At 66.6% G+C, this 22,753-nt stretch carries 21 protein-coding genes and 1 tRNA gene; all 22 read left to right on the plus strand.

Annotation, left to right across the window (positions count from 1 at the left end; translation table 11 throughout):
* The first annotated feature begins 262 nt into the window (after positions 1-262).
* The 22 genes from JW958_05180 to JW958_05285 all read left to right on the plus strand — a co-directional run bounded on the left by JW958_05180 (position 263) and on the right by JW958_05285 (position 22,318).
* The gene (locus tag JW958_05180; GenBank protein ID MBN1825641.1) at positions 263-484 is read left to right on the plus strand and encodes a helix-turn-helix domain-containing protein; all 222 of its coding nucleotides are present in this window, start codon (positions 263-265) and stop codon (positions 482-484) included.
* A gap of 268 nt (positions 485-752) precedes the next feature.
* A complete protein-coding gene (locus JW958_05185; protein MBN1825642.1) occupies positions 753-1,439 on the plus strand; it encodes a zinc metallopeptidase in 687 nt (228 codons plus the stop codon).
* A 143-nt stretch (positions 1,440-1,582) separates the two neighbouring features.
* Entirely contained in the window at positions 1,583-3,874 is a 2,292-nt protein-coding gene (locus JW958_05190; GenBank protein MBN1825643.1) for a carboxypeptidase regulatory-like domain-containing protein, read from the plus strand.
* Between the two features lie 93 nt (positions 3,875-3,967).
* Positions 3,968-5,716: a hypothetical protein gene (locus tag JW958_05195; protein MBN1825644.1), complete on the plus strand. Its 1,749-nt coding sequence runs from the start codon at positions 3,968-3,970 to the stop codon at positions 5,714-5,716.
* 28 nt (positions 5,717-5,744) lie between these two features.
* Positions 5,745-7,823: a hypothetical protein gene (locus JW958_05200; protein MBN1825645.1), complete on the plus strand. Its 2,079-nt coding sequence runs from the start codon at positions 5,745-5,747 to the stop codon at positions 7,821-7,823.
* A complete protein-coding gene (locus JW958_05205; GenBank protein ID MBN1825646.1) occupies positions 7,820-9,139 on the plus strand; it encodes an insulinase family protein in 1,320 nt (439 codons plus the stop codon). Before JW958_05200 ends, JW958_05205 begins: the two co-directional genes overlap by 4 nt.
* On the plus strand, positions 9,136-10,431 hold the full coding sequence (locus JW958_05210; protein ID MBN1825647.1) for an insulinase family protein: 1,296 nt from the start codon (positions 9,136-9,138) through the stop codon (positions 10,429-10,431). The genes JW958_05205 and JW958_05210 overlap by 4 nt, the downstream gene beginning before the upstream one ends.
* A complete protein-coding gene (locus tag JW958_05215) occupies positions 10,428-11,180 on the plus strand; it encodes a DUF177 domain-containing protein (GenBank protein MBN1825648.1) in 753 nt (250 codons plus the stop codon). Before JW958_05210 ends, JW958_05215 begins: the two co-directional genes overlap by 4 nt.
* 2 nt (positions 11,181-11,182) lie before the next feature.
* A complete protein-coding gene (gene rpmF / locus JW958_05220) occupies positions 11,183-11,359 on the plus strand; it encodes a 50S ribosomal protein L32 (protein ID MBN1825649.1) in 177 nt (58 codons plus the stop codon).
* Between the two features lie 15 nt (positions 11,360-11,374).
* Positions 11,375-12,388: a phosphate acyltransferase PlsX gene (plsX, locus tag JW958_05225; protein MBN1825650.1), complete on the plus strand. Its 1,014-nt coding sequence runs from the start codon at positions 11,375-11,377 to the stop codon at positions 12,386-12,388.
* Positions 12,381-13,367, plus strand: coding sequence for a ketoacyl-ACP synthase III (locus JW958_05230; GenBank protein MBN1825651.1), 987 nt, complete (start codon positions 12,381-12,383; stop codon positions 13,365-13,367). The genes plsX and JW958_05230 overlap by 8 nt, the downstream gene beginning before the upstream one ends.
* Complete coding sequence (gene fabD, locus JW958_05235) at positions 13,367-14,296, plus strand: ACP S-malonyltransferase (GenBank protein MBN1825652.1); 930 nt, start codon at positions 13,367-13,369, stop codon at positions 14,294-14,296. Before JW958_05230 ends, fabD begins: the two co-directional genes overlap by 1 nt.
* A 27-nt stretch (positions 14,297-14,323) precedes the next feature.
* Positions 14,324-15,085 (plus strand): 3-oxoacyl-[acyl-carrier-protein] reductase, encoded by a 762-nt coding sequence (gene fabG / locus JW958_05240; protein ID MBN1825653.1) that lies wholly within the window; start codon positions 14,324-14,326, stop codon positions 15,083-15,085.
* Positions 15,086-15,138: 53 nt separating this feature from the next.
* Positions 15,139-15,372, plus strand: coding sequence for an acyl carrier protein (acpP, locus tag JW958_05245; protein MBN1825654.1), 234 nt, complete (start codon positions 15,139-15,141; stop codon positions 15,370-15,372).
* Between the two features lie 28 nt (positions 15,373-15,400).
* The gene (gene fabF, locus JW958_05250) at positions 15,401-16,648 is read left to right on the plus strand and encodes a beta-ketoacyl-ACP synthase II (GenBank protein MBN1825655.1); all 1,248 of its coding nucleotides are present in this window, start codon (positions 15,401-15,403) and stop codon (positions 16,646-16,648) included.
* A 24-nt stretch (positions 16,649-16,672) separates the two neighbouring features.
* On the plus strand, positions 16,673-17,500 hold the full coding sequence (gene rnc, locus JW958_05255) for a ribonuclease III (GenBank protein MBN1825656.1): 828 nt from the start codon (positions 16,673-16,675) through the stop codon (positions 17,498-17,500).
* Between the two features lie 97 nt (positions 17,501-17,597).
* Positions 17,598-18,497 (plus strand): hypothetical protein, encoded by a 900-nt coding sequence (locus JW958_05260; protein ID MBN1825657.1) that lies wholly within the window; start codon positions 17,598-17,600, stop codon positions 18,495-18,497.
* A 182-nt stretch (positions 18,498-18,679) separates the two neighbouring features.
* On the plus strand, positions 18,680-19,693 hold the full coding sequence (gene gap / locus JW958_05265) for a type I glyceraldehyde-3-phosphate dehydrogenase (protein ID MBN1825658.1): 1,014 nt from the start codon (positions 18,680-18,682) through the stop codon (positions 19,691-19,693).
* Positions 19,694-19,712: 19 nt separating this feature from the next.
* Complete coding sequence (locus JW958_05270) at positions 19,713-20,903, plus strand: phosphoglycerate kinase (GenBank protein ID MBN1825659.1); 1,191 nt, start codon at positions 19,713-19,715, stop codon at positions 20,901-20,903.
* Positions 20,904-20,916: 13 nt separating this feature from the next.
* Complete coding sequence (locus tag JW958_05275; GenBank protein ID MBN1825660.1) at positions 20,917-21,672, plus strand: triose-phosphate isomerase; 756 nt, start codon at positions 20,917-20,919, stop codon at positions 21,670-21,672.
* Positions 21,673-21,708: 36 nt separating this feature from the next.
* Positions 21,709-22,134, plus strand: coding sequence for a preprotein translocase subunit SecG (gene secG, locus JW958_05280; GenBank protein ID MBN1825661.1), 426 nt, complete (start codon positions 21,709-21,711; stop codon positions 22,132-22,134).
* Positions 22,135-22,232: 98 nt separating this feature from the next.
* Positions 22,233-22,318, plus strand: a tRNA-Leu gene (locus JW958_05285).
* Positions 22,319-22,753: the final 435 nt, after the last annotated feature.

Consider the following 22,753-nt stretch of genomic DNA (forward strand, 5'->3'; position numbering starts at 1 on the left):
ATTTTTTCTGTTTGGGGGGACATCGTGCGAGTGAGGGGTAAACCGTTCCCCCGGTCCTGCCGATAGTCGGATGGAGAGCGCATTTTCCCGCGGCGCAAGCCGGCCCGCGAAGGGGCGCCGGCCCGGTGCCGGCAACCGCGGGGAAGAGCCGCCGAAGCCGTGAAACGGATAAAAAATGCTCAAGTAAAACGGGTCTTTCGACGATAGTCGGAACAAAGGCGAACGCTTCCTCCGAACACGAAGGATTCAGAAGAGGTGCTGGATGGCTAAGGAGATTCTGGACGTCGGAGCTGCTGCGGAGTACCTGCACATCACCAGGGCGACTCTGTACAAGCTCGCCAAAGAAAAGAAGATACCGGGTCTGAAGATTGGAGGGCAATGGCGCTTCTCCAAGGAGCGGCTGGACGAACTCTTCGCCGAGGGTTTCGAGCCGGGCGATTCGGTGGAAGCAAAAGAAGCCGAAGCGGTCCACACTCTGGACTGACCACCAGCTCTCCATTACGACTACGACCATCCCCCGCGTCTTACGAGAGATCCGCCCCGATGGGCGGATCTCTTGCTTTCCCCCGCCCATCGTTGGTATGTAGAATAGCGACGGCGGGAGTCCCCGCCCGGCGGCCGTCCCGGACACCCGGGTCGCCGCCTCCGCCCTCTCCGGAGCGGCGGCACCAGCCGGGAACCGTTTCCCGCGCCGGCCGGTGCAAGAAGCGGGAATCGCGCCGCGAGCCGCGGCGTGGGGAGGCTGGAAGGCGATGATCCCATTCTTCTACGATCCCAGCATTCTTCTGTTGATCCCGGCGTTGATCCTCGCCGGCTACGCGCAGTGGAAGGTGCGGTCGGCCTATGCGCGTTTTAGTAAGGTCCCTTCCCGCGGAGGGCGGAGCGGCGCGGAGATCGCCCGAGCGATCCTGGGGGGGAACGGCCTCGGTGACGTGTCCGTCCGGGAAACGCCGGGCGAGCTGAGCGACCATTACGATCCGCGAAGCCGAAGCGTGAGCCTTTCGGCGGGGAACTATCGTTCCCACTCGATCGCGGCGGTCGGCATCGCCGCCCACGAAGTAGGGCACGCCTTGCAGCACGGATCGGGCTATGGACCGCTCGCCTTCCGTCACGCCGTGTTTCCGGTGGCGAACCTGGGGTCCACCCTCGCCTTTCCCCTCTTTTTTATCGGATTTCTGATGAGCTACCGCCCTCTGATCGACCTGGGGATCCTCCTCTTCGCCGGCGCGGTGCTCTTCTCCCTCGTCACCCTTCCGGTCGAGTTCAACGCCAGCCGCCGCGCCGTCGCAGAGCTGGAGCGGGGCGGTTTCCTCGCGCCCGACGAGCTTCCGGCGGCGCGGGAGGTCCTGCGGGCGGCGGCGCTCACCTATGTGGCCGCGGCCACCATGGCGATTCTTCAACTCCTCCGTCTCCTGATCTTGCGGGGACGGAAGGGTTGAGCCGCCGGGGGATCGATCCGCCTGCCCGGAGCCGCCCGCTCCTCCCCGCGGTTCTACGGCTCTGTTCGTTCGCGTTTCTCCTTGCGGCGGGGACCGCTTCGGCGCTCCCCTCGGTGCGTGTTATGGAGGGGGCCGGCGAGGGGTTGGCCGGTCCTTACGCTCAAGGGACCGCCGGAGACGTGCTGCTCGAAAACGGCCGGATCCGGGTGGTGATCAGCGGCGTCGATCACGCCCTCGGCGCCGCCGCCAGTGGCGGGCGAATCATCGACGCGGCTCCCGTCGGCGGCGAGGACGCCTGGGGGCAGTCGGTCCTGGCGCTGACCGAAGAGTTCCCCCGACAGGTCCGCTATAAGGAAATGGAACTGATCGAGCCGGGCGCATTCGGCGGGACCGCCGGAGTGCGTTTCCTCGGTGAAGACAGCCGAGTGGACGACATCGAGATCCGGACCGAGTATCTGCTCGGCGAGGGGGACTCCTACATCACCATCCGCACGGTGTACCACTACGGCATGCATCACGACCAAGAGGAAGGGATCGCCGCGGACCGGATCGAGTGCGGCGGCGCGCTCCCCTTCCTTCCCGGATTCGGCTTTCTGGCCGAGGGGGAGCCGCCGGAGGAGATCGATCCGGATCCTTCCATGCTGATACTGGTCGGCGAGACGACCTGTTACGGCTGGACCTCCCGCGAAGGGGACGGGTTCACTCCTCTCCGGGACGGGGCGATCCGTTATCGACTCCGGCGTTTCCGCGTTCCCGCCATGGGGGAGCGCGTTCTGGAGAGACGTCTCTGGGTGGTGCGTGGCGACCCGGCCGCGCTCCGCGCGGCGGCGGTGGACGAGCCGTCGATCCTCGTCGAGGGGCGTGTGGAGGGGAACCGGAGCGGCGATCCGGTCGCCGGCGCCTGGGTGGAACTGCTCGGCGCGGCGGGCCTGGTCACGGCGGCCCGCACCGACGACGAGGGGCGTTTCCGGGCGTGGCTTCCCCCGGGCGACGACTATCGGGCGCGGGCGGTTTTCCCGGAAGGGCGCGCAGGAAGAGACAAGCGTTTCCGCGTCGAACCGGACAGGCCCGTCTCGATCGACCTCCACGCCGAAGAGAACGCGGTCATCCATTTCGTCATCCAAGACGACGGGGGAGTATCGGTTGCCGGCAAGGTGACGGTGTGCGAGGAGAGGGGCGGCCCGCCGGCTCGCGAAAGCGGGCGCATCGCGCCCCGGGCCGTGGCGTACGCCGGGGACGGTGAGGGAACGATCCGACTCCCCGAGGGGCGCTATCGCCTGGTCGCGTCGCGGGGGATCGCGTGGTCTTTGGACGAGAGGGAGATGCGCCTCCGTTCCGGCGACCGGGAAGAGGTGGTCTTCCGGATCCGCCGCGAAGTGGACGAGACCGGACTGACTCCGGCGGATCTCGATCTACGCACGACCGCCGGTCTGCGGAGCCCCGTTCCGGCCGCCGAGAGGATCGAGGCCGCCCGCGCCGAGGGGCTACGGGCGGCTGTGATCGCCGATCGGGGCGTGGTGACCCTCGTTCCCTCCCTCCCCGCTTTTCTCGTCGTCCCGGGAGAGGAGATCGTCCTTCGCGACATCGGACGGTTCGTCGTCTTTCCCGTCGATCCGGACCGGGCGATCCAACCGCTCGGCGGCCGTGGGGCGGAGGGGAAGACGCCGGGCGAATTGTTCCGTCTGTTCCGGCGAAGGCCCGGCCCGCCTCTCGTGATGGTGCATGCGCCGAGGAGCGCCGAAGAGGGCTATTTTCGGAGCATGGGCGTCGATCCGGTCACCGGCCTCTCGAACAACTTGGAATTCGAAACCGGTTTCGACCTCGTGGAGGTGGCGACGGGGACCTCCCTGGAGGACGCGGGCGACGTGCTGGCCGACTGGTTTCATCTGTTGAACCTGGGGCACAGGCTCTTCGCCGCCGGGAGTTCCGCCTCCGACGGCGGGGACCGCGCCTCGGCGGGCATGCCCCGCGTCCTGGTGGAGACGAGGGAAGGGTCCCTTACTCGGGAGACCTTCCTCGGCGCACTCGGTGAAGGGCGCTCCTCGCTGACCACAGGCCCGCTGGTCCGTCTCCGCGTGAACGGCGCCGGTCGTTCCGGCGATCTCGTACCGGACGACGACGGGCTCGTGGAACTCGCCGTCCGTGTGGAGGCGGCGGAATGGATCGACGTAGACCGGATCCGTGTTTTCGGAAACGGCGCGCCCGTGCTCTCCCCCGCGGTTCGCTCCGGCGGAGGAACGGTCCGGTGCGACGTCCGGGAAACACTCGCTATCTACCGGGACACCTGGTTCGTGGTGGTCGTTTCCGGAGACCGCTCCCTCGACCCGGTCTACACCGGGCCGAGCGGCGGGCCGGTCCTGCCGGTGGCGGTCACCAACCCGATCTGGGTCGATTTCAACGGCAACGGGCGCTTCGACCCGCCCGGCGCCCGCTGAGGGGATCACCCTCCGGCGCCGCGCGGCGGTTTGACAGAGCCGCGGGCCGCCGATAGAATCCGGCTGCCCCGTTTACGAGAGGAGAAACGAAACATGAAGGGCCCGAAGGCGCTCGCCCCGATCGCCCTCGCTCTCTGCCTCGCCGCGCCCGCCCTCGGCCTGCAGCCGCCCGACACCATCCCCGTGGATGGGATCCGCCGCGGCCAAACCGGCTTCGGGCTGACCGTGCTGGAGGGGACGAGGATCGACACCTTCCGTGTGGAGGTGCTGGACGTGATGCGCGGCGCCGGCGGGAGCGGCGACATCATCCTGGTTCTCGTCTCCGGGCTCGGCCTGGAGGAGGGCGGCGTCGCCCAGGGGATGAGCGGTTCGCCGGTCTTTCTGGGCGGGCGGCTCGCCGGCGCGGTCGCCTATTCCTATCCCTACTCCACCAAGCCGATCGCGGGCGTGACCCCCATCGGCGAGATGTGGGAAGTGTTGGAGAGGGACCTGCTCGAGGAGAAGGAGGCCGCTTCCTCGGCGGGCGGTTCTCCGCCCGGAGCGCCGGGGCTCGCCCGCGGTCCGGATCCGATCGCCACGCCGCTCTCCTTCGCCGGTTTCGCGCCGGAGGTCGCCCGGCGGATGGAGGAGTTCTTCCTCCCCTACGGCATGGTGGCGACCGCCGCAGGCGCCGCCGGGGGGAACGCCGAAGAGAGCGGGGAGTGGAAGCCGCTGCCGGGCGCGGCGGTCGGCGTCAGCCTCCTATCCGGCGACGCCTCTCTCTCGGCGATCGGGACGCTCACCTGGATCGACGGGGACCGCCTGGTCGCCTTCGGCCACCCCCTATTCCAAGCCGGTTCCGTCCGGATGCCTCTCGTCAGCGCGTCGATCCACACCGTCGTGCCGAGCCGCTTCGTCTCCTTCAAGCTCGGCTCGCCGATTCGGACTGTCGGCGCCCTCACCCAGGACCGCCGCCCCGGCGTCGCCGCGGGCATCGGCGCGAAAGCCCCCACCGTCCCCATCGACGTGGAGATCGTGGTCCCCGGCGTCGGTGAGGAACGCTATCACTATGAAGCGATCCGCGAGAAAAGGATCACGCCGAACCTGGTCGCCTGGTCGGTGATGAATTCGATCCTCTACAAGGAGAGGGCGATGGGAGAGGGATACCTGAAGGTGACCCTCGACATCGAACTCGACGGGGCGCCGCCGCTCAACCGGAAGAACGTCTTCTCCGGCTACACGGCGCTTCAGGAACTGAACGACGAGATCCTCTTCCCTCTCCAGGTGCTCGCCAACAATCCCCTGGAGAGCCCGGCGATCCGGTCGGTGCGGGTCCGGGTGGAGGCGCGGGAGGCGAGAAGCTCCGCGCGGATCGAAGAGGTTCGCCTGGAGAAGGCGCGGGTCCGTCCCGGCGGGCGCGTGCGCGGCTCGATCACGCTCCGCCTCTTTCAGGGAGGCACGGTGCGCCGCGATTTCGACCTCCCCGTGCCGGCCAACCAGCCGGAGGGGAAGATGCAACTCCGCGTGTGTGACGCTTTGGCCGCGGACGATTTTGACTTAAAGCGCGCTCCTTATCGATACGCCACCGATCGGATCGAGGGACTCGTCGGATATCTGGAGCGGCTCAGGACCAACGAAAACGTATACTGCACGCTCTACGACGCCTCCTCCGGGGCGACCGTGAGCGGGCGCGAGATGCCTCGGCTCCCCCGGTCCGTTCTGACCGTGATCAAGGAACCGCTCCACACGGGCGACGCCGACGAAATGCGCGGGAGGATCGTCGCGGAGAGGACGGTGACGACGGACGCCCATGTCACGGGGTGCAAAACTCTTCCCATAACGGTGGACCGCGCGGCTCCCTAACGCCGCCTTTTCGATCGGGAGAAACGCGATGAAACGAATCCTACCCTTCTCTCTGACGTTTCTGCTCTTCCTGGCCGGCGACGCCGCGGCGGTCCGCACCGCCTACTGGACCGTGTCGGGTGTGGAATCGGTCCGGGAGGGAACGACGGAAGAGATCACGATCGGCCCTCTCGGTGCGATCGAGTTGGCTCCCCGCTTCGAACCGGTCGGCGGCCTCTCCGAGTACTACGTCTGGTCCGTCGTCGCCGACGACAAAGGGAACCTCTACGTCGGCACCGGCGACCAGGGGAAGATCTATCGGATCGACCGTAAGGGGGAAGCGACTCTTCTCCACGACTCGATCGAGCTGGACATTCTCACCCTCGCGCTGGACCGGGAGGGGAACCTCTACGCCGGGACATCGCCGGACGGCGTGATTCTCCGCATCGACCGGGACGGACGGACCGAGACCTTTCTCGACACGCCGGAGCACTACGTGTGGGACCTGGTCGTCGACGAGCGGGGCGATCTCTACGCCGCCACCGGCGAGCAGGGGAAGGTGTATCGTGTGAGCCCCTCCGGCGAGGCGCGGGTGATCTATGAATCGGGGGAAACCAACCTGCTCCGCATTCTCCGGGATCGCGGGCGGGATCGTTTCATCCTCGGCGGCGCCGGGAACGGCCTTCTTTTGGAAATGAACCGGGAGGGCATCGCGCGGGTCCTTTTCGAGGCGCCTCGCGAGGAGATCGGCGCGCTCGCGATCGAGCCGGACGGGACGATCTGGGCGGCCGCGTCGGGGGGCGACGCGGGGAACCGGAGCAAGAACGGCGGCGGGGAGAACGCCCTCCTTTTCCGCGTGGAGCCGGGCGGTCCGGCGGTGATGGTCTGGCGCTCCGAGGCGGAATTCATCTACGCGCTGGAGCCGGACGGCGAAGGGGGCGTGATCGTCGGCACCGGGACGCCCGGGGCCGTCGTGCGGGTCGGCCCCGACGGAGCCGCGACGGAGTGGAAACGGACCGCCGAGTCCCAATTGCTCGGTCTGGTCCGGACCGATGGCGGCGTTTTCGCCTGCACCGGCAACCAGGGGGCGGTCTATCGGATCGGCCCGGAGCGGAGCGCCGAGGGATCGTATGAATCGGAAATCTTCGACGCGGTCAATCTCGCGCGTTGGGGCTCGCTCACCTGGTGGGGGGACGCTCCCGAAAAGACGGAGGTCCGGTTTTTCACCAGGAGCGGCAACCGGGAGGAACCGGACGACACCTGGAGCGATTGGGAGCGGATCGACGGCGAAGGATGCTTCGGCGCCGTGCAGTCGCCGCCCGCCCGTTTTCTTCAATGGAAGGCGGAGCTGGAAGGACGTGAGGACCGGAGCCCGCGGATCGACCGCGTGTCCGTCGCCTGGAAGGAGACGAACCAGCCGCCGCGCGTGCTCCGCGTCGACGTGACCCGCCTGGGCGACACCTACTTTCAGGGCCCGATCGATCCCCGTCCGGAGCCGCTCCATCAGGTGCTCTCCAACGGAACGCGGGTCGAGTACATGCCGGTGGAGGCGGAGGATCCCCCCGCCGGCGCGGAGGAGATCTGGGCGCGCTCGATCCGCGTGGTCCGCTGGGAGACCGCCGACCCGAACGGCGACGAACTCGCCTTCGATCTTCACCTGCGCGCCGAAGGGGACGAGAACTGGGTTCTTCTCGACGAAGATTTGTATTTGAACTATTACTCCTGGGACACGCGCCTCGTCGAGGACGGAGTCTACCGCGTTCGCGTGACGGCGCGCGACGATCCGGACAACTCCGAGGCGACGGCGCGGAGCGCCGAGCGGATCGGCCAGCCTTTCCAGGTGGACAACACGAATCCGGAGATCCTCCGGCTCGAGGCGCGCCTCGAGAACGGACGGATCCGCGTCTCCGCCGAGGCGTGGGACGGCGCCGGGCCGATCCGGAACGCCCACGTGTCGGTGAACGCCGGCGAGTGGAAAATGGTGGATCCGGAAGACGAGATCTTCGATTCCCCCTCCGAGTCCTTCCTTTTCCTGACGGACCCGGCCGAGGAGGGGGAGACCGCCCTCGCCTTCCGCGTGATCGACATGGCCGGCAACGAGACGGTGCGTAAGGCGATGGTCCGTTGAAGCGCAAAGAGTCCTCCGACGGAATGGCGGGTCCGATTCGCGCCCTTCGGCTCCGAAACGGCCTCTCCGTTCTCCTCAAACCGGTCCGCTCCTCCCCGGTGGTGAGCGTCTGGTGTTGGTATCGGGTCGGCTCCTCCGACGAGCGGCCAGGCGTCACCGGCATGGCCCATTGGTTGGAGCACATGAACTTCAAGGGGACGGCGCGCTTTTCGAAGGAGGAGATGAAGAACCTGATCGAGAAGAGGGGCGGCTACTGGAACGCCTACACCTGGATCGATCAGACCGCCTACTTCGAGACACTGCCGAAGCAGCACCTGGACCTCGCCCTCGAGCTGGAGGCGGAGCGGATGACCCGGAGCCGCCTCGACCGGGCCGAGTTCGAGTCGGAGAGGACGGTGATCCTGAGCGAGCTGAGGGGAGGGGAGAACCATCCCGAGTCGCTCCTCGATCGGGAGGTGACCGCCGCCGTTTTTCGCGCCCACAGCTATCGGTGGCCCACCGTCGGCTGGGAGCGGGACGTGAGCCGCATCACCCGCGAGGAGATGGTCGATTTCTATCGCACGCATTACGTCCCCCGAAACGCGACGCTGGTGGTGGTCGGAGATTTCGCCGCCGGCCCGACGCTCCGGACGATTCGCCGCCTCTTCGGCGACATCGAAAACCGCGAGCCGCCTCGGTCCTTCAAAACCCCCGAGGCGGCCCTGCGCGGCGAGAGGCGCGTGGAGCTGGAGGGGGGCGGGAACACGACCTACCTGCACGTCGCCTTCCCCGCCCCGTCGGTCCGTGAGCCGGACGCGCACGTCCTGGCCGTTCTCGACGCGGTGATCGGCGGCGCCAAGGGGATCAACCTCTGGAGCTACGACAGCGAGGTGCGCCGCAGTTCGCCCCTCTACGAGAGGTTGATCGACGCGCGCCTCGCCACCGGCGTCCGTTCCTTCTACATCCCCACCCGGGACCCTTTCCTCTATTACTTCGCCGCCACCGCCGCGGAGGGAGTGCCGGTGGAACGTCTGGAGCGCCGCCTACTGGAGACACTCGACCGGATCGCCTCCCGGCGTCCCGGCAAGCGGGAACTCCGAAAGGCGAAGAACCAGCTCCGCGCCACCGTCGTCTTCCAGAGCGATTCGGTGACCGAACTGGCTCACCAGATCGGGTACTACAACACCGTCGATCGCTACGGTTTCTTCGAGGAATTCCTCCCGCGGGCGGAGGCGGTGACGGCGGAGCAGGTGCGGGACCTGGCCTCGCGCCTCCTGGACCGGCGGAACAGGACCGTCGGCGTGTACCGCCCGAGCGGCGAGAGGAGGGGAAAATGACGCGGACCGTGCTCGAAAACGGCATGCGGGTGATCGTCCGGGCGAACCGGCTCAGCCCCTCCGTGTCCGTCCGTCTCTGCCTGCAGACCGGATCGGTCCAGGACCCGCCGGGGCGGGACGGCCTCGCGCTCGCCGTCGGCCTTCTTCTCGATGAGGGGACCCGCAGGAGGACGGGGCGGCAGATCGCGGACCGAATCGATTTTCTGGGCGCCGAGACGGACGTGGTGGTGAACAAACACGCCACCGTGCTGGTCGCCTCCGCCCTCCGGGAACACCTGGAGGAGATCCTCCGCCTCCAGGCGGAGACGGTGATGGAGCCCTCCTTCCCGGCCCGGGAGATCGGCAAGATCCGCGGGCAGATGATGAGCGGCGTTCTGGAGGAGGAGCACGACACCCGCTCGGTGTCGCTCCGGCAACTGGCGATGCGCCTCTACCCGCCCAGCCATCCCTACCGGCGTTCCGGCGGCGGCGACAGGAAGAGCGTGCGCGCCTTCGACCGAAACGACATCGTCCGTTTTCACAAACGGCGTTACCATCCCGCCGGAGCGATTCTGGTCGTCGTCGGGGACGTGGAGGAGGAGCGCGCCGCGCGGATCGCGAAGCGCGTTTTCAGCGGATGGAACATCTCCGGTGACGGCGAGCCCCCGCCGGTGCCCGACGCGAAGGGTCCCACGGCCCCCTCCGCGGTCTCCACCGTCATCCCGGACAAAACCCAGTGCGACTTGGTCTTCGGGTGGGTGGGACTCCGCCGGACCGACCCCGATTTCTATAACGCCGCCGTCCTCAACCAGATCCTCGGCGCCTTCGGCATGGGGGGGAGGCTCGGCAACCGGATTCGCGAGGAGGAGGGCCTCGCCTATTCCGTGCACGGTTCGGTCCACGCCTCGATCGGGGCGGGGCCTTTCCTGATCCGCGCCGGCGTTCATCCGGATCATGTGATCCGCGCCGCGAGGATCATCCGCGAGGAGGTGGACCGCATCCGCCGGGAGCGGGTCGCGCCGCGGGAACTGCGGGAGGTCCGGGACTACCTGATCGACAGCATTCCACTCCGCCTGGAGACCAACGACGGCATCGCCGCCTTCCTCCTTCGAGAGGAGTACTACGGCCTCGGCCCGGACTACCTGGATCGCTACAAGGAGGAGATCCGCGGCGTGACCCGGGAAGGAGTGCGGCGGGTCGCCCGGCGGATCCTCCGGAAGGGCGGTTGGGTGGTGGCCGCGGCGGGCCCCCCTCTCCCCGAACCGTTGGAAAAGGTCCTGCCCGGCCGCCGTCGCGTCCGATCGGGGGCTTGACAGAACCTCCTCCCGTCCGCTACATTATCGGATTCAAGGCGATTCCGCCGACCGACCGGAAACCGGACCGCGCCTACCGCCGGAGCACCTTCCCCTGGCCCGCGCAGCCCAACGGAGAACGCGTCGACGTGGAGCGGGAAATCGGTGAGGAGGGCGCGCCGGGGCCGGACTCGGATCGCGGTCTCCGTTTCTCGGGGGATGGAAACGTCATGGGAGCGCTTCGGATCGATCTCGGTACCGTCAGGGAGGGAGTGAACCGTTTCTCCTTCCGCTTCGGCCCGGAGGAGATCGGCCTCGAAGAGGAGGACGCGGTCTACAGGGAGGCGATCGAGGCCGATCTGGAGCTGATTCGGACCGGATCGACGCTCACCGTGCGGGGGCCGATCCGGACGCGCGTGGAGCGCGTTTGCAGCCGTTGCCTCGCGCCGACCGACGAGAATGTGGAGGCGCGGCTGGACGAAATCGCCCGCATCGAGGGGGACCGGATCCGGTTGATCGACGACCCTTTCGATCGGGGGTACGAGTACCTGGAGAGCCGCAACGGGGCCTTTTCCCTTGACCCTCTGGTACGGGAGGCCATACTTGTCTGCTCTCCCATCAAGCCGCTCTGCCGGCCGGATTGCCGCGGGCTCTGTCCGCGATGCGGAGCGGACCTGAACCGTGGAGATTGCGAATGCCCTTCGGAGGAGCCCCACCCGGCTTGGGAGGCCCTCCGGAAACTGAACGAACAACGAGAGAAAAGGGACTGATCATGGGACTGCCGAAAAGGCGTACTTCCAAAGCGCGACGGGACAAGAGGCGTTCCCATCACGGCCTGTCCGTCGTGAACCCCTCGACCTGCTCGCACTGCGGCCAGCCCAAACCGCCCCATCGGGTCTGCCCGAGCTGCGGATATTACAACGGACGGCGGGTCGTCATCGTCGAATAGGGAACGGGGGCTCTCTTGCGGATCGCCGTGGATGCGATGGGCGGAGACTCGGGCGTCTCCGTGACGGTCGCCGGCGTGGCGGAGTTCCTGCGCCGGTACCCGGACGAGGCGGAGATCGTCCTCGTCGGGGATCGGGAGCGTATCGCCCGTGAACTGGACCGGGCAGGCGGATGGTCGACCCGTCCGGAGATCGAGCACGCTTCCGAGGAGATCGGGATGCGCGAGGAGGCCGCCGCGGCGAGCCGCCGGAAGCGCGACTCCTCCATCAGCCGCGGAATCCTCCTGCAGAAAGAGGGGAGGGCGGACGCCTTCGTCAGCGCCGGCAACACCGGCGCCGTCGTCGCCACCAGCCTTCTGAACCTCGGCCGGCTTCCCGGCGTGCGCCGGCCCGCCATCGCCACCTACCTCCCCAACGAGCGGAACGGTTTCGTTCTCCTCGACATCGGCGCCACCAAGGAATGCAAACCGACGGATCTCGTGCAGTTCGCCCACATGGGCGCCCTCTTTGCCGAGAGGATCCTGAAACGGGAGAATCCCCGGGTCGGCCTGCTCAACATCGGTGAGGAGGAAGGGAAGGGGAACGACTTGGTCAAGGAGGCGCACGGGCTCCTCGGGCGGGCGAAGCTCCGGTTCGCGGGGAACGTGGAACCGGTGGGGATGTTCCGCGGCGAGGTGGACGTGGCGGTCTGCGACGGGTTCATCGGCAATCTTCTTCTGAAATTCGCCGAGGGGCTTATGGAGTTCGCCTTCGAGTCCTTCCGGGGCGATGTTTCCCGCGGCGCCGCCTCCCGGGTCGGCGCCCTTCTTCTCAAACCGTCCTTCCGGCGGTTGAAAAGACAGCTCAGCTACGAGGATTACGGGGGCGCCCCCCTCCTGGGGGTTGACGGCACCTGTATGATCAGTCACGGTCGATCCTCCCCGTTGGCTCTCGCGAACGCGATTCGTTCGGCGAGCCGGTTCGTGCGGTACGACATAAACGGAGAGATACGGGAGAAACTTCAGACCTGGGAAGAGGTGACCGTTGAGTAAGCAACGCGTATGCATCCAAGGGACCGGATCTTACGCTCCGGAGAAAATTCTGACCAACGCCGACCTGGAGAAGATGGTCGATACCACGGACGAGTGGATCGTCACGCGTAGCGGAATCCGGGAGCGGCACATCAGCACGGATGACCAGGCCACGTCCGACATGGCGACGCCGGCGGCGCTCCGCGCCTGCGAGGCGGCCGGCGTGGAACCGGCGGACCTGGACGCGATCATCGTGGGGACCGCGACGGGAGACCGTCCCTTTCCATCCACGGCGGTGGTGGTGCAGGCGAACATCGGCGCGTCGAACGCCTACGCCTTCGACGTTTCCGCGGCGTGCAGCGGATTCCTTTTCGGCCTCTCGGTCGGGCGGTCGATCATCCACGACGATCGGGCGGGGACGGTGCTCGTCATCGGCGCCGAGACGCTCACCAAAGTAACCGATTGGGTGGACCGGTCCTCCTGTGTTCTCTTCGGCGACGGCGCCGGCGCCGTGATCCTGCAGAAGACGGACGAGGACCGGGGGATCCTGTCGATCAACACGGGGAGCGACGGCACGCTGCAGGAGCTGCTCTACCAGCCCGCAGGCGGGAGCCGGATGCCCGCCTCTCACGAAACGGTGGACCAAAGGCTGCACACCATCAAGATGGAGGGGCGGGAGGTCTTCAAACACGCCGTAACGCACATGAGCGAGGCGGCGCTGAAGGCGCTCGCCGACGCCGGCTACGAGGGGCCCGACTTGGACTGGCTCTTTCCGCACCAGGCGAACCTCCGAATCATGGAGGCGGTGGCCAAGCGGATCCGGGTCCCCCGGGAGCGGGTGTTCGTCAATCTGGACCGCTATGGGAATACGTCGGCCGCTTCCATTCCGATCGCCCTCGACGAGGCGGTTCGCGGCGGCCATTGCGGCCCCGGAGCGCTCATCGAGCTGGTCGCTTTCGGCGCCGGCTTCACCTGGGCGGCCGCCGTGGTGAGACTGTGATGTCCGCTGGATTCGGGTACCTCTTTCCCGGACAGGGTTCGCAATTCGTCGGCATGGGAAGGAGCCTTCGGGAGGAGTATCCGGAGACGCGCGAGATCTTCGACGTCGCCGACGAGGTGATGGAGATCCCGCTCTCCAAGATCGCCTTCGAGGGGCCGGAGGAGACGCTCCGGGAAACGCGGTACACCCAGCCCGCGATCCTCATGGTAAGCCTCGCGATCCTGAAACTTTTAGATGAAAAAGGATGGCGGCCGGGTATCGTGGCGGGCCACAGCCTGGGCGAGTATTCGGCGCTGGTGGCGGCGCGTGTGCTGGAGCCCCGGGACGCCCTCGCGGCGGTCAAGCGCCGCGCCGAGCTGATGTTCATGGCCGGAGAGCGCTGGCCCGGCACGATGGCCGCCGTGCTGGGCCTCTCCGCCGATCAGGTCACGCAGGTCTGCCGCGAGGCGGAGGACGCCGGCATCGTGCGTCCCGCCAACTTCAACGCGCCGGGGCAGATCGTCATCTCCGGCGAAGTGCCCGCGGTGGAACGGGCGATGGAACTCGCCGCGGACCGGGGCGCCAAGAAGGTCGTTCCCCTCCCGGTCAGCGGCGCCTTTCATTCCGAGCTGATGGGCGAGGCGTCGGAGGGACTTCGGGAGTGTCTCGAAGCGACCCCTTTCCGGGACGCCGAGGCGCCGGTCGTGGTCAACGTGGACGCCGTTCCGATGGTGAAGGGGGCGGATCTGCGCGACGCGCTGGTGCGGCAGCTCCGAGGCGCCGTCCGCTGGGAGGACGGGATGCGGCGGATGGGCGAAGAGGGCTTTACCCGTTTCTATGAAGTCGGACCGGGCCGCGTACTCAAGGGACTGGCCCGCAAGATCGACCGCTCCTTCGAGGTGGATTGCATCGAGGACGCCGAAACGTTTCGCAAGGAGACCGGTGTCTAGCCTCGAACAGGGAAAGGGGGATCGAAGATGAGCCGGGAAACGCAAGCCGTGCCGGAGGGACGGGTCGCCATCGTCACCGGCGGAGCCCAGAACATCGGGAAGGAGATCGCCCTCACGATCGCCCGGCTGGGCGCGGACGTGGCCGTGGTGGACGTGAACCTCGAGGGCGCCGAGGCGACGGCCCATGAAATCGAATCGCTGGGGCGTCGCGCCGCGGCCTTCCGGGTGGACGTATGCGACACCGAGGAGGTTCGTGGCTGCGTTAAAAAAACGGTGGAAAAACTGGGCGGAGTGGATATTCTCGTGAACAACGCGGGGATCACCCGGGACAACCTCATCCTGCTCATGAAGGAAGAGGATTGGGACGCGGTGATCGGCGTGAACCTGAAAGGGACCTTCAACTTCACGAAGGCGGCCGCCCGCCCGATGTTGAAGGCGCGTTCCGGTCGCATCGTCAACGTCGCGTCGGTGATCGGCGTTATGGGGAACGTGGGTCAGGCGAACTACGCCGCCTCCAAGGCGGGCATCATCGGCCTGACCAAGTCGACGGCCAAGGAACTCGCCTCGAAGGGGATCACCGTCAACGCGATCGCCCCCGGTTTTATCCAGACGGCGATGACCGACGCCATGTCCGAAAAGGCGCGGGGAAGCCTGATGGAGCTGATCCCCCTGCGGCGCTTGGGCACCAGCCGCGATGTGGCGGACGTGGTCGCCTTTCTCGTGTCTCCCGCCGCCTCCTACATCACCGGTCAGGTGATCCGCGTGGACGGCGGCATGATCATGGCCTGATCCGGGAAGGGCTTTCTACTCTTGGCGATTGTCGTCAAAAGGAGTGCAGGACAATGTCGCACGAACAGAAGGTGAAAGAGATCATTATGGAGCAGCTCGGCGTGGGAGCGGACCAGGTCGTCCCCGACGCGTCCTTCATCGACGATCTCGGCGCGGACTCGTTGGACACGGTCGAGCTGGTCATGGCTCTCGAAGAGGCCTTCGACATCGAGATCCCCGACGAAGAGGCGGAGAAGATCACCACGGTGAAGGACGCGATCAACTACCTGAACGAGAACGCCGGATAACCACGACAAGGAGCGAATGGGTACTTCCATGAGAAGCGATCGACGGGTTGTGATCACGGGACTGGGGCCCCTATGCCCCATCGGCCAGGATGTGAAGACGACATGGGACGCCTTGGTGGAGGGCCGCCAAGGCTTCGGACCGATCACCCGCTTCGACCCGGAAGGGTACGACGTCCGTTTCGCGGCGGAGGTGAAGGACTGGGATCCCGGTCGTTGGCTGGACAAGAAGGAAACCCGCAGGATCGACCTATACGCCCAATTCGCCATCGCCGCTTCCACGATCTGCGTGGAGGACGGCGGACTGGACGTGGAGCGGATCGATCCGACTCGCTTCGGCACCATCATCGGCAGCGGAATCGGCGGCATGATGACCCTCGAGGCACAGCACACGATCCTGATGGAGCGCGGGCCCTCGAGGGTCAGCCCCTTCTTCATTCCGATGATGATCGCCAATCTGGCGTCGGGACACGTGTCCATTCGTTTCCACGCCCAGGGCCCGAATTTCTCCCCCGTCTCCGCCTGCGCGTCCGGCGCTCACGCCATCGGCGAGGCGTTCCGCGCCATTCAACACGGCGACGCGGACCTGATGTTGTGCGGGGGGGCGGAGGCCGCCATCACTCCGATGGGGGTGGCGGGCTTCACCGCCATGAAAGCCCTTTCCACGAGAAATGACGATCCCGCCCGTTCCAGTCGTCCTTTCGATAAGGACCGGGACGGGTTCGTCATGGCCGAAGGCGCCGGTGTGGTGCTGATCGAGGAATTGGAGCACGCCAAAAAACGCGGCGCCCGAATCTACGCCGAGATGACCGGTTACGGACGGACGGCGGACGCCTATCACGTGACCGCTCCCGTGCCGGACGGAAGCGGCGCGGCGCGGGCGATGACCGCCGCCATGAAGGACGGAGGCGTCGCGCCCGAGGAGGTGGACCACATCAACGCGCACGGCACCTCCACGCCGTTGAACGACGTCCAAGAGTCGCGGGGCGTCCGACTCGCTTTCGGCCCCCATGCCGACCGGGTGTTGGTCAATTCCATCAAGGGAACGACCGGGCATCTCCTCGGCGCAGCGGCGGGCGTCGAGTTCATCGCCACCGCCCTGACCATTCTTCACGGCGTCATACCACCGACCATTAACTATGAAACCCCCGATCCGGAGTGCGACCTGAACTACGTGGTCAACCAGGCGCGTGAGGTCCCGGTCCGGACGGCTCTGTCCAACTCCCTCGGTTTCGGGGGACACAACGCCAGCTTGATGCTGCGTCGGTTCGAGTCGTAGGGGGTCGGATGTGAGACGGACCACATGTGGAGAACGATTCGAACGTGGCTGGGTCTTCAGCGGCCGATGTCGATCGACGGCGAGCCGATCCGCAAGAAACGGTTGCAGACCCTCCACCAGCTCGAGAAAACACTGGGAGTGCGTTTCTCCGACCTGGAGCTTCTGAATCAGGCGCTGATCCATCGCTCCTTCCTGAACGGGAAGGCGGCGGAGAGGATTCAGTCGAACGAGCGGATGGAATTCCTCGGGGATTCGGTCCTCGGGCTCGTGGTCAACGAGCACCTGTATCGGAACAGGCCCACGGAGAACGAAGGGAATCTCACCAAAATCAAATCGCTCATCGTAAGCCGGCAGATCCTCGCCGAAAAGGCGGAGCAAACCGGTTTGGGCCGCTACCTCCTTCTCTCGGCGAGCGAGAGCGAAGCGGGTGGGCGCAAGCGGACGTCCATCATCGCCGATGCCCTCGAAGCGGTGATCGGCGCGATCTACCTCGACCAGGGGCTGGAGGCGTCGCGCCGTTTCATCAAGCACCTCATCTTGGACGAACTCCTCGAAATCACCCAGGACGCGGATCACATCAACTACAAGAGCCTCCTGCAGGAAAAGGTCCAGAGCGAGAAGAAGGTCCACCCCGTTTATCGGATCCGCCGGGAACAGGGGCCGGACCACGAGAAGACCTTCCACGTGGAGGTGACCGTAGCGGGCCGCACCCTCGGGCAGGGAGGCGGGCGCACCAAGAAAGAGGCGGAGCAGTCCGCCGCACGCGCCGCCCTCAGGCACCTGAACCGGGAGCGGGGGGGGAGATCCCGCCGCCGCCGCCGCCCATCGACCCGCCAACCCAAGACACAGTAATGGCTTGTAGCGCCCGGCCCTTCGGGGCCGGGCTCAAGCCTTCCCTCCGTCCGGCCGATACTCTTCCAGGAGAGCCTGTTATCCGGGAGAGCGCCCTATGTCCCAAGCCAACATCGAAGAAACTCTTGCCCTGGTCGGCAGCCTCCGGGATCTGGCCGAGGGGCGCGCGCCGGCGACCGGCGGCGATGAAAGCCAGCGTCGCAGGCTTCTTCGAATCGTCGAAGAGATCTCCGACCGCCTGAGCCATCTGGAGGAGCCATCCGACGGAGAGGCCGAAGAGGGGGGCGCCGAAACGAATCTGGCGTGCCTCGCGGCTCTCGGTAAGACCGCCGGCGACGTGGGCTACCGGCTCAACAATCTTCTCGCCGTTCTCGCCACGCGCCTCGAAATCGCCGAACTCTGCGCGCGCGGCGGCGAGGGGGAGAAGGTTCTCTCCAATCTGGGCCTCGCCCGGGACTACCTCGGAAAAATCGAGACGCTGGCGGTTCGGCTGATCGATTTCACCGGCCATCCCTCCCGTCCTCTCCGGAGCGACCTGAACGAGATCGTGGAGGCGACGGTCGCTTTCGCCCGTCTGCTCGGACCTTACGAGAACATCGAATTCGACCTGGATCTCGCCGCCGATCTGGCGCCGATCTCCCTCGATCCGGCACGCTGGCAGCAACTGCTGCTCTCCCTCTTCGACAACGCCGCCGACGCGGTGGGCCGCCGCAAGGGGGAAGGGGGGAGGATCCGCGCCGTGACCGCCAACGATCCGGCCGGAGACCGCGTGGTCCTTACGGTGCAGGACATGGGCCGGGGAATCGCCCCCGGCGACCTCCCCCGGGTTTTCGATCCCGGCTTCACCACGAAGGGATCGCGCCGGGAGGGGCTCGGTCTGGTGAGCTGCCGCCGGATCGTGGTGGAAGCGGGGGGAGAGATCGCGATCGAGAGCGCCGCCGGCCGCGGGACGACGGTAACGGTCCTGATCCCGGTACGGGCCCGGAACGAAGCGTAACCGGCCACCGGGTAACGAGTTCGCCCTCCCAAAACCTCTTGACACTCCACGCCTTCTGCATTAGGTTCAAAGGTTCAATCGGCACTGTATGGTCTCGGGCACGGTCCTCCCGGACCGGCGACCGGGACCCTTTTCCCGTTTGCGCGACGACGCAGGCACAGAACAGAAAGGAAAGGTGATACGTGGCCACCACAATCGCCATCAACGGTTTCGGCCGAATCGGCCGTCTGGTTTTCCGCCGGGCCTTCCGGAACGACGATTTCCGTTTTGCCGCTATCAACGATCTGACCGACGCACCGACGCTGGCCCACCTCCTCAAGTACGATTCCGTGCACGGAATCTGGGACGAGGAGATCTCCGTGGATGGGGACGTGATCCGAGTGGGCGACCGGGAGGTGCGGGTGCTCGCGGAAAAGGACCCCGCCCGCCTTCCCTGGGCGGATCTGGGCGTGGACGTGGTGATCGAAGCGACCGGCAGGTTCCGCGCCCGGGACGACGCGGCCCGGCATCTCGAGGCGGGGGCCCGTAAAGTTCTCATCTCCGCGCCGGCCAAGAACCCGGACATCACCATCGTGATGGGCGTCAACGACGGCGACTACGATCCCGCGACGCACCACATCATCAGCACCGCCTCCTGCACCACCAACTGTCTGGCGCCGGTCGCGAAAGTGGTGAACGATACGTTCGGCATTCAAAAAGGCCTGATGACGACCATTCATGCATATACGAATGACCAGCAGATCCTCGACCTTCCCCACAAGGACCTGCGACGGGCCCGCGCGGCGGCGCTCTCCATGATCCCCACCACAACGGGCGCGGCGGCGGCGGTCTCTCTGGTGCTGCCGGAACTGAAGGGGAAGCTGGACGGAATGGCGGTGCGCGTTCCCACTCCGGACGCCTCGCTGGTCGACCTGACCGTATTGCTCGAGAAGAAAGTGACCGCCGAGCAGGTGAACGACGCGCTCCGGAAGGCCGCCGCGGAAGGACCTCTGAAGGGGTATCTGGTCTACACCGACGTGCCGATCGTTTCCATCGACGTCGTCGGGAATCCGGCGTCGTCCATCGTGGACGGGCTCTCCACCAAGGTGCTTTCCGGCGACATGGTCAAGGTCCTTTCCTGGTACGATAACGAGTACGGCTACGCCAGCCGGATGGTGGACATGGCCCACCGGGTCGCCTCGGACCTGTCGGTCTGATCGCCGGGGAGCGGGAAGAATGAAAAAGCGGACCCTGAGGGACGTGGACGTTTTGGACAGGCGCGTTCTCATGCGCGTGGATTTCAACGTTCCTCTTCTCGAGGACCGAACCGTCGCCGACGACGGGCGGATCCGCGCGGCGATCCCCTCGATCCGCTACGTGTCGGATCAGGGAGGGACGGTGGTGCTGATGAGCCACCTCGGCCGCCCCAAGGGAACGGTGAAGCCGGAGCTTTCCCTTCGTCCCGTCGCGGAGCGGCTCGGCGAGCTCCTGGGCGCGCCGGTCCGCTTCTTCGAGGAGTGTGTCGGTCCGGAGATCGAGAAACGGGTGGCCGAACTCCCGATGGGCGAGGTTGTCCTTCTGGAGAACCTCCGTTTCCACGCCGAGGAGACCGGCAACGATCCGGCATTCGCGGCGGCGCTCGCCCGGCTCGGCGACGTCTATGTGAACGACGCCTTCGGCACCGCCCACCGCGCCCACGCCTCGACCGTCGGCGTAACCGCGCACTTCACGGTCCGCGCCGCCGGTTTCCTGATGGAGAAGGAGATCGACTATCTCTCCCGGCTTCTTGAGTCGCCGGAGCATCCCTTCACGGCGGTCCTGGGGGGCGCGAAAATCAGCGGCAAGATCGACGTGATCCGGAACCTGGCCGGGCGCGTGGACCGTCTTTTGATCGGCGGCGGCATGGCGGGGACCTTCTACGCCGCGAAGGGGTGGGAGACCGGCGATTCCTTGGTCGAAGAGGACCGGATCGAGGTCGCCCGGGATCTGCTCGCCGCGCTCGGCGAAGAGAAGCTGGTTCTCCCCGGCGACGGCGTGGCCGCTTCGGCCTTCGCCGAGGACGCGGAGAGGCGGATCGTCGCGGCGGATCGTTTGGAGAAGGGCTGGCGTTTCCTGGACATCGGTCCGGAGACGGTGAAGCGGTACGCCGCCGAGCTGGAGAAGTCGAGGACCGTTTTTTGGAACGGGCCGATGGGTGTGTTCGAGATGGAGCCCTTCGCCGCGGGCACCCGCGCGCTGGCGGAAGCGATGGCGCGCGCCACCGAGGCGGGCGCGGTTACCGTGGTCGGCGGAGGGGATTCGGCGCGCGCCGTTCGCGAGGCGGGGGCGGCCGATCGGGTCACTCACGTCTCCACCGGCGGCGGCGCCTCTTTGGAATTCGTGGAAGGAAAAGAGCTGCCGGGAGTCACGGCGCTCACCGACCGATAGTGCGGAGGAGAACTTGAGAACCGAACTGATCGCCGCGAACTGGAAAATGAATCTCCGCCGGGATACGGCGGTCGACCTGGCCCGCGCCGTCCGGCACGCGGCGGAGGGAGGGGCGAAGAAGCGGGAGGTGCTCCTGGCGCCGCCCGCGCCGTACCTCGGACCGGTCCGAGAGGCGCTGGTCGGGAGCGCGATCCTTCTCGCCGGCCAGGACGTCTCCGCCCACGAGGACGGGGCGTTCACCGGCGAACTTTCCGCGGAGATGCTCCTCGACGAGGGGTGCCGTTTCTCGATCATCGGGCATTCCGAGCGGCGGGAACACGGCGGCGAGAGCGACGAGCTGATCGGGCGGAAAGTGCGGCGCGCTTTCGACGTAGGCCTCGGCGCGATTCTCTGCGTCGGCGAGAAAGAGGACGAACGGCTCCGGGGCCACGAACGCAAAGTGGTGGAACGCCAGCTCCGCGCGGCGCTGGAGAACGTCCAAAAGGAGGAAGCGGATCGGCTTCTGACCGTCGCCTATGAGCCGGTTTGGGCGATCGGCACCGGGAGAACCGCTACGCCGAAGGACGCGGCGGTCATGCATCGCTTTATCCGCGACTGGGTCGGCGGACGTTTCGGCGCGGCGACGGCGGAAGCGATCCGCATTCTTTATGGTGGAAGCGTGAAGCCGTCCAATGCGGCGGATCTGTTGCAGAGTCCGGAAATCGATGGGGCGCTGGTGGGAGGGGCGAGCCTGAAGGCGGATTCCTTCTCCGCCATTCTCTCCGCCTAGCGTTACGGAAAGAGCGAACAGGAAGGACGCATCGAAATGGTTACGGTATTGACGGTGATTCACGTGCTCAACAGCCTGCTGCTTATCGTGGTGGTGCTTCTCCAGTCGAGCAAGGGGGGCGGGTTGGCCGGCGCCTTCGGCGGCGGCGGCGGAACCGGCGCCGTGTTCGGAGGGAGAGGAGCGGGAACGTTTCTCTCCAAGGCGACCACCGCTCTGGCGGTCATTTTCATGCTCACCTCGCTTAGCCTGACCGTTCTGGGACGCCGGGGCGGCGGCGAGCAATCGAGCGCGCTTCGCCGGGCGCTCCAGCAGGAGGGGCATTCGGTTGTACCGGCGGCGGGGTTGCCCGCGGCTCCCGCCACCGTTCCGATGGACGGCGGGGGGACGGAAGCCGCCCCGCAGGCCGCGGAAGAGGGCGCCGGCGCTCAGCCCGCGGCCGGGGGCGCCGCGGAAGGGCGATAAAACGCCGGGGGGACCGGCCCCGAACCGCCCGAAGGCATTGACAGATCGTGCGGTATGCACATAACATGATTTCGACAATTGAATAGAACGATGGGTACGCCGGGGTGGTGGAATTGGTAGACACGCTGTCTTGAGGGGGCAGTGGGCGCAGCCTGTGCGGGTTCGAATCCCGCCTCCGGCACCATCTTCGCCCGCCGATCGACGGAGGATCCTACTGCGGTTTCCATGGATGGGCTGCGGAAACCCTTCTCCGTCGAGGATTTCCTCATCGTGACTATGGCCACGATTCCGGAAATCCTCTCGTCCGAAGGTTCTCCTCGCCTCATCCCTTGAAACCTCGCTACGGATCCTCCGTCGACCGGCGGGCGGTTTTTCATTGTGTAGAGATTCGGGGGTGAGGGTGTCTTTGTCGCTATCGGTATCGCTATCGGTATCGAAATCCCTTCCACCCCCGGCACTCCCTTCGGGGCACGGTGTGGGGAAGGAGGACGGACGGGTAATCCCTCTCGGAATCCGGGGCGCTTGGAATCGATATCGATTCATTCTCTTCCCCCACCGGTCTCCCTTCGGGGCACGGTCCGGATGCTTCCGCATCCTCCCTCTTCTCGCTCGCCGACCC

The organism is Candidatus Eisenbacteria bacterium (assembly GCA_016930695.1).
Taxonomy (GTDB): domain Bacteria; phylum Orphanbacterota; class Orphanbacteria; order Orphanbacterales; family Orphanbacteraceae; genus JAFGGD01.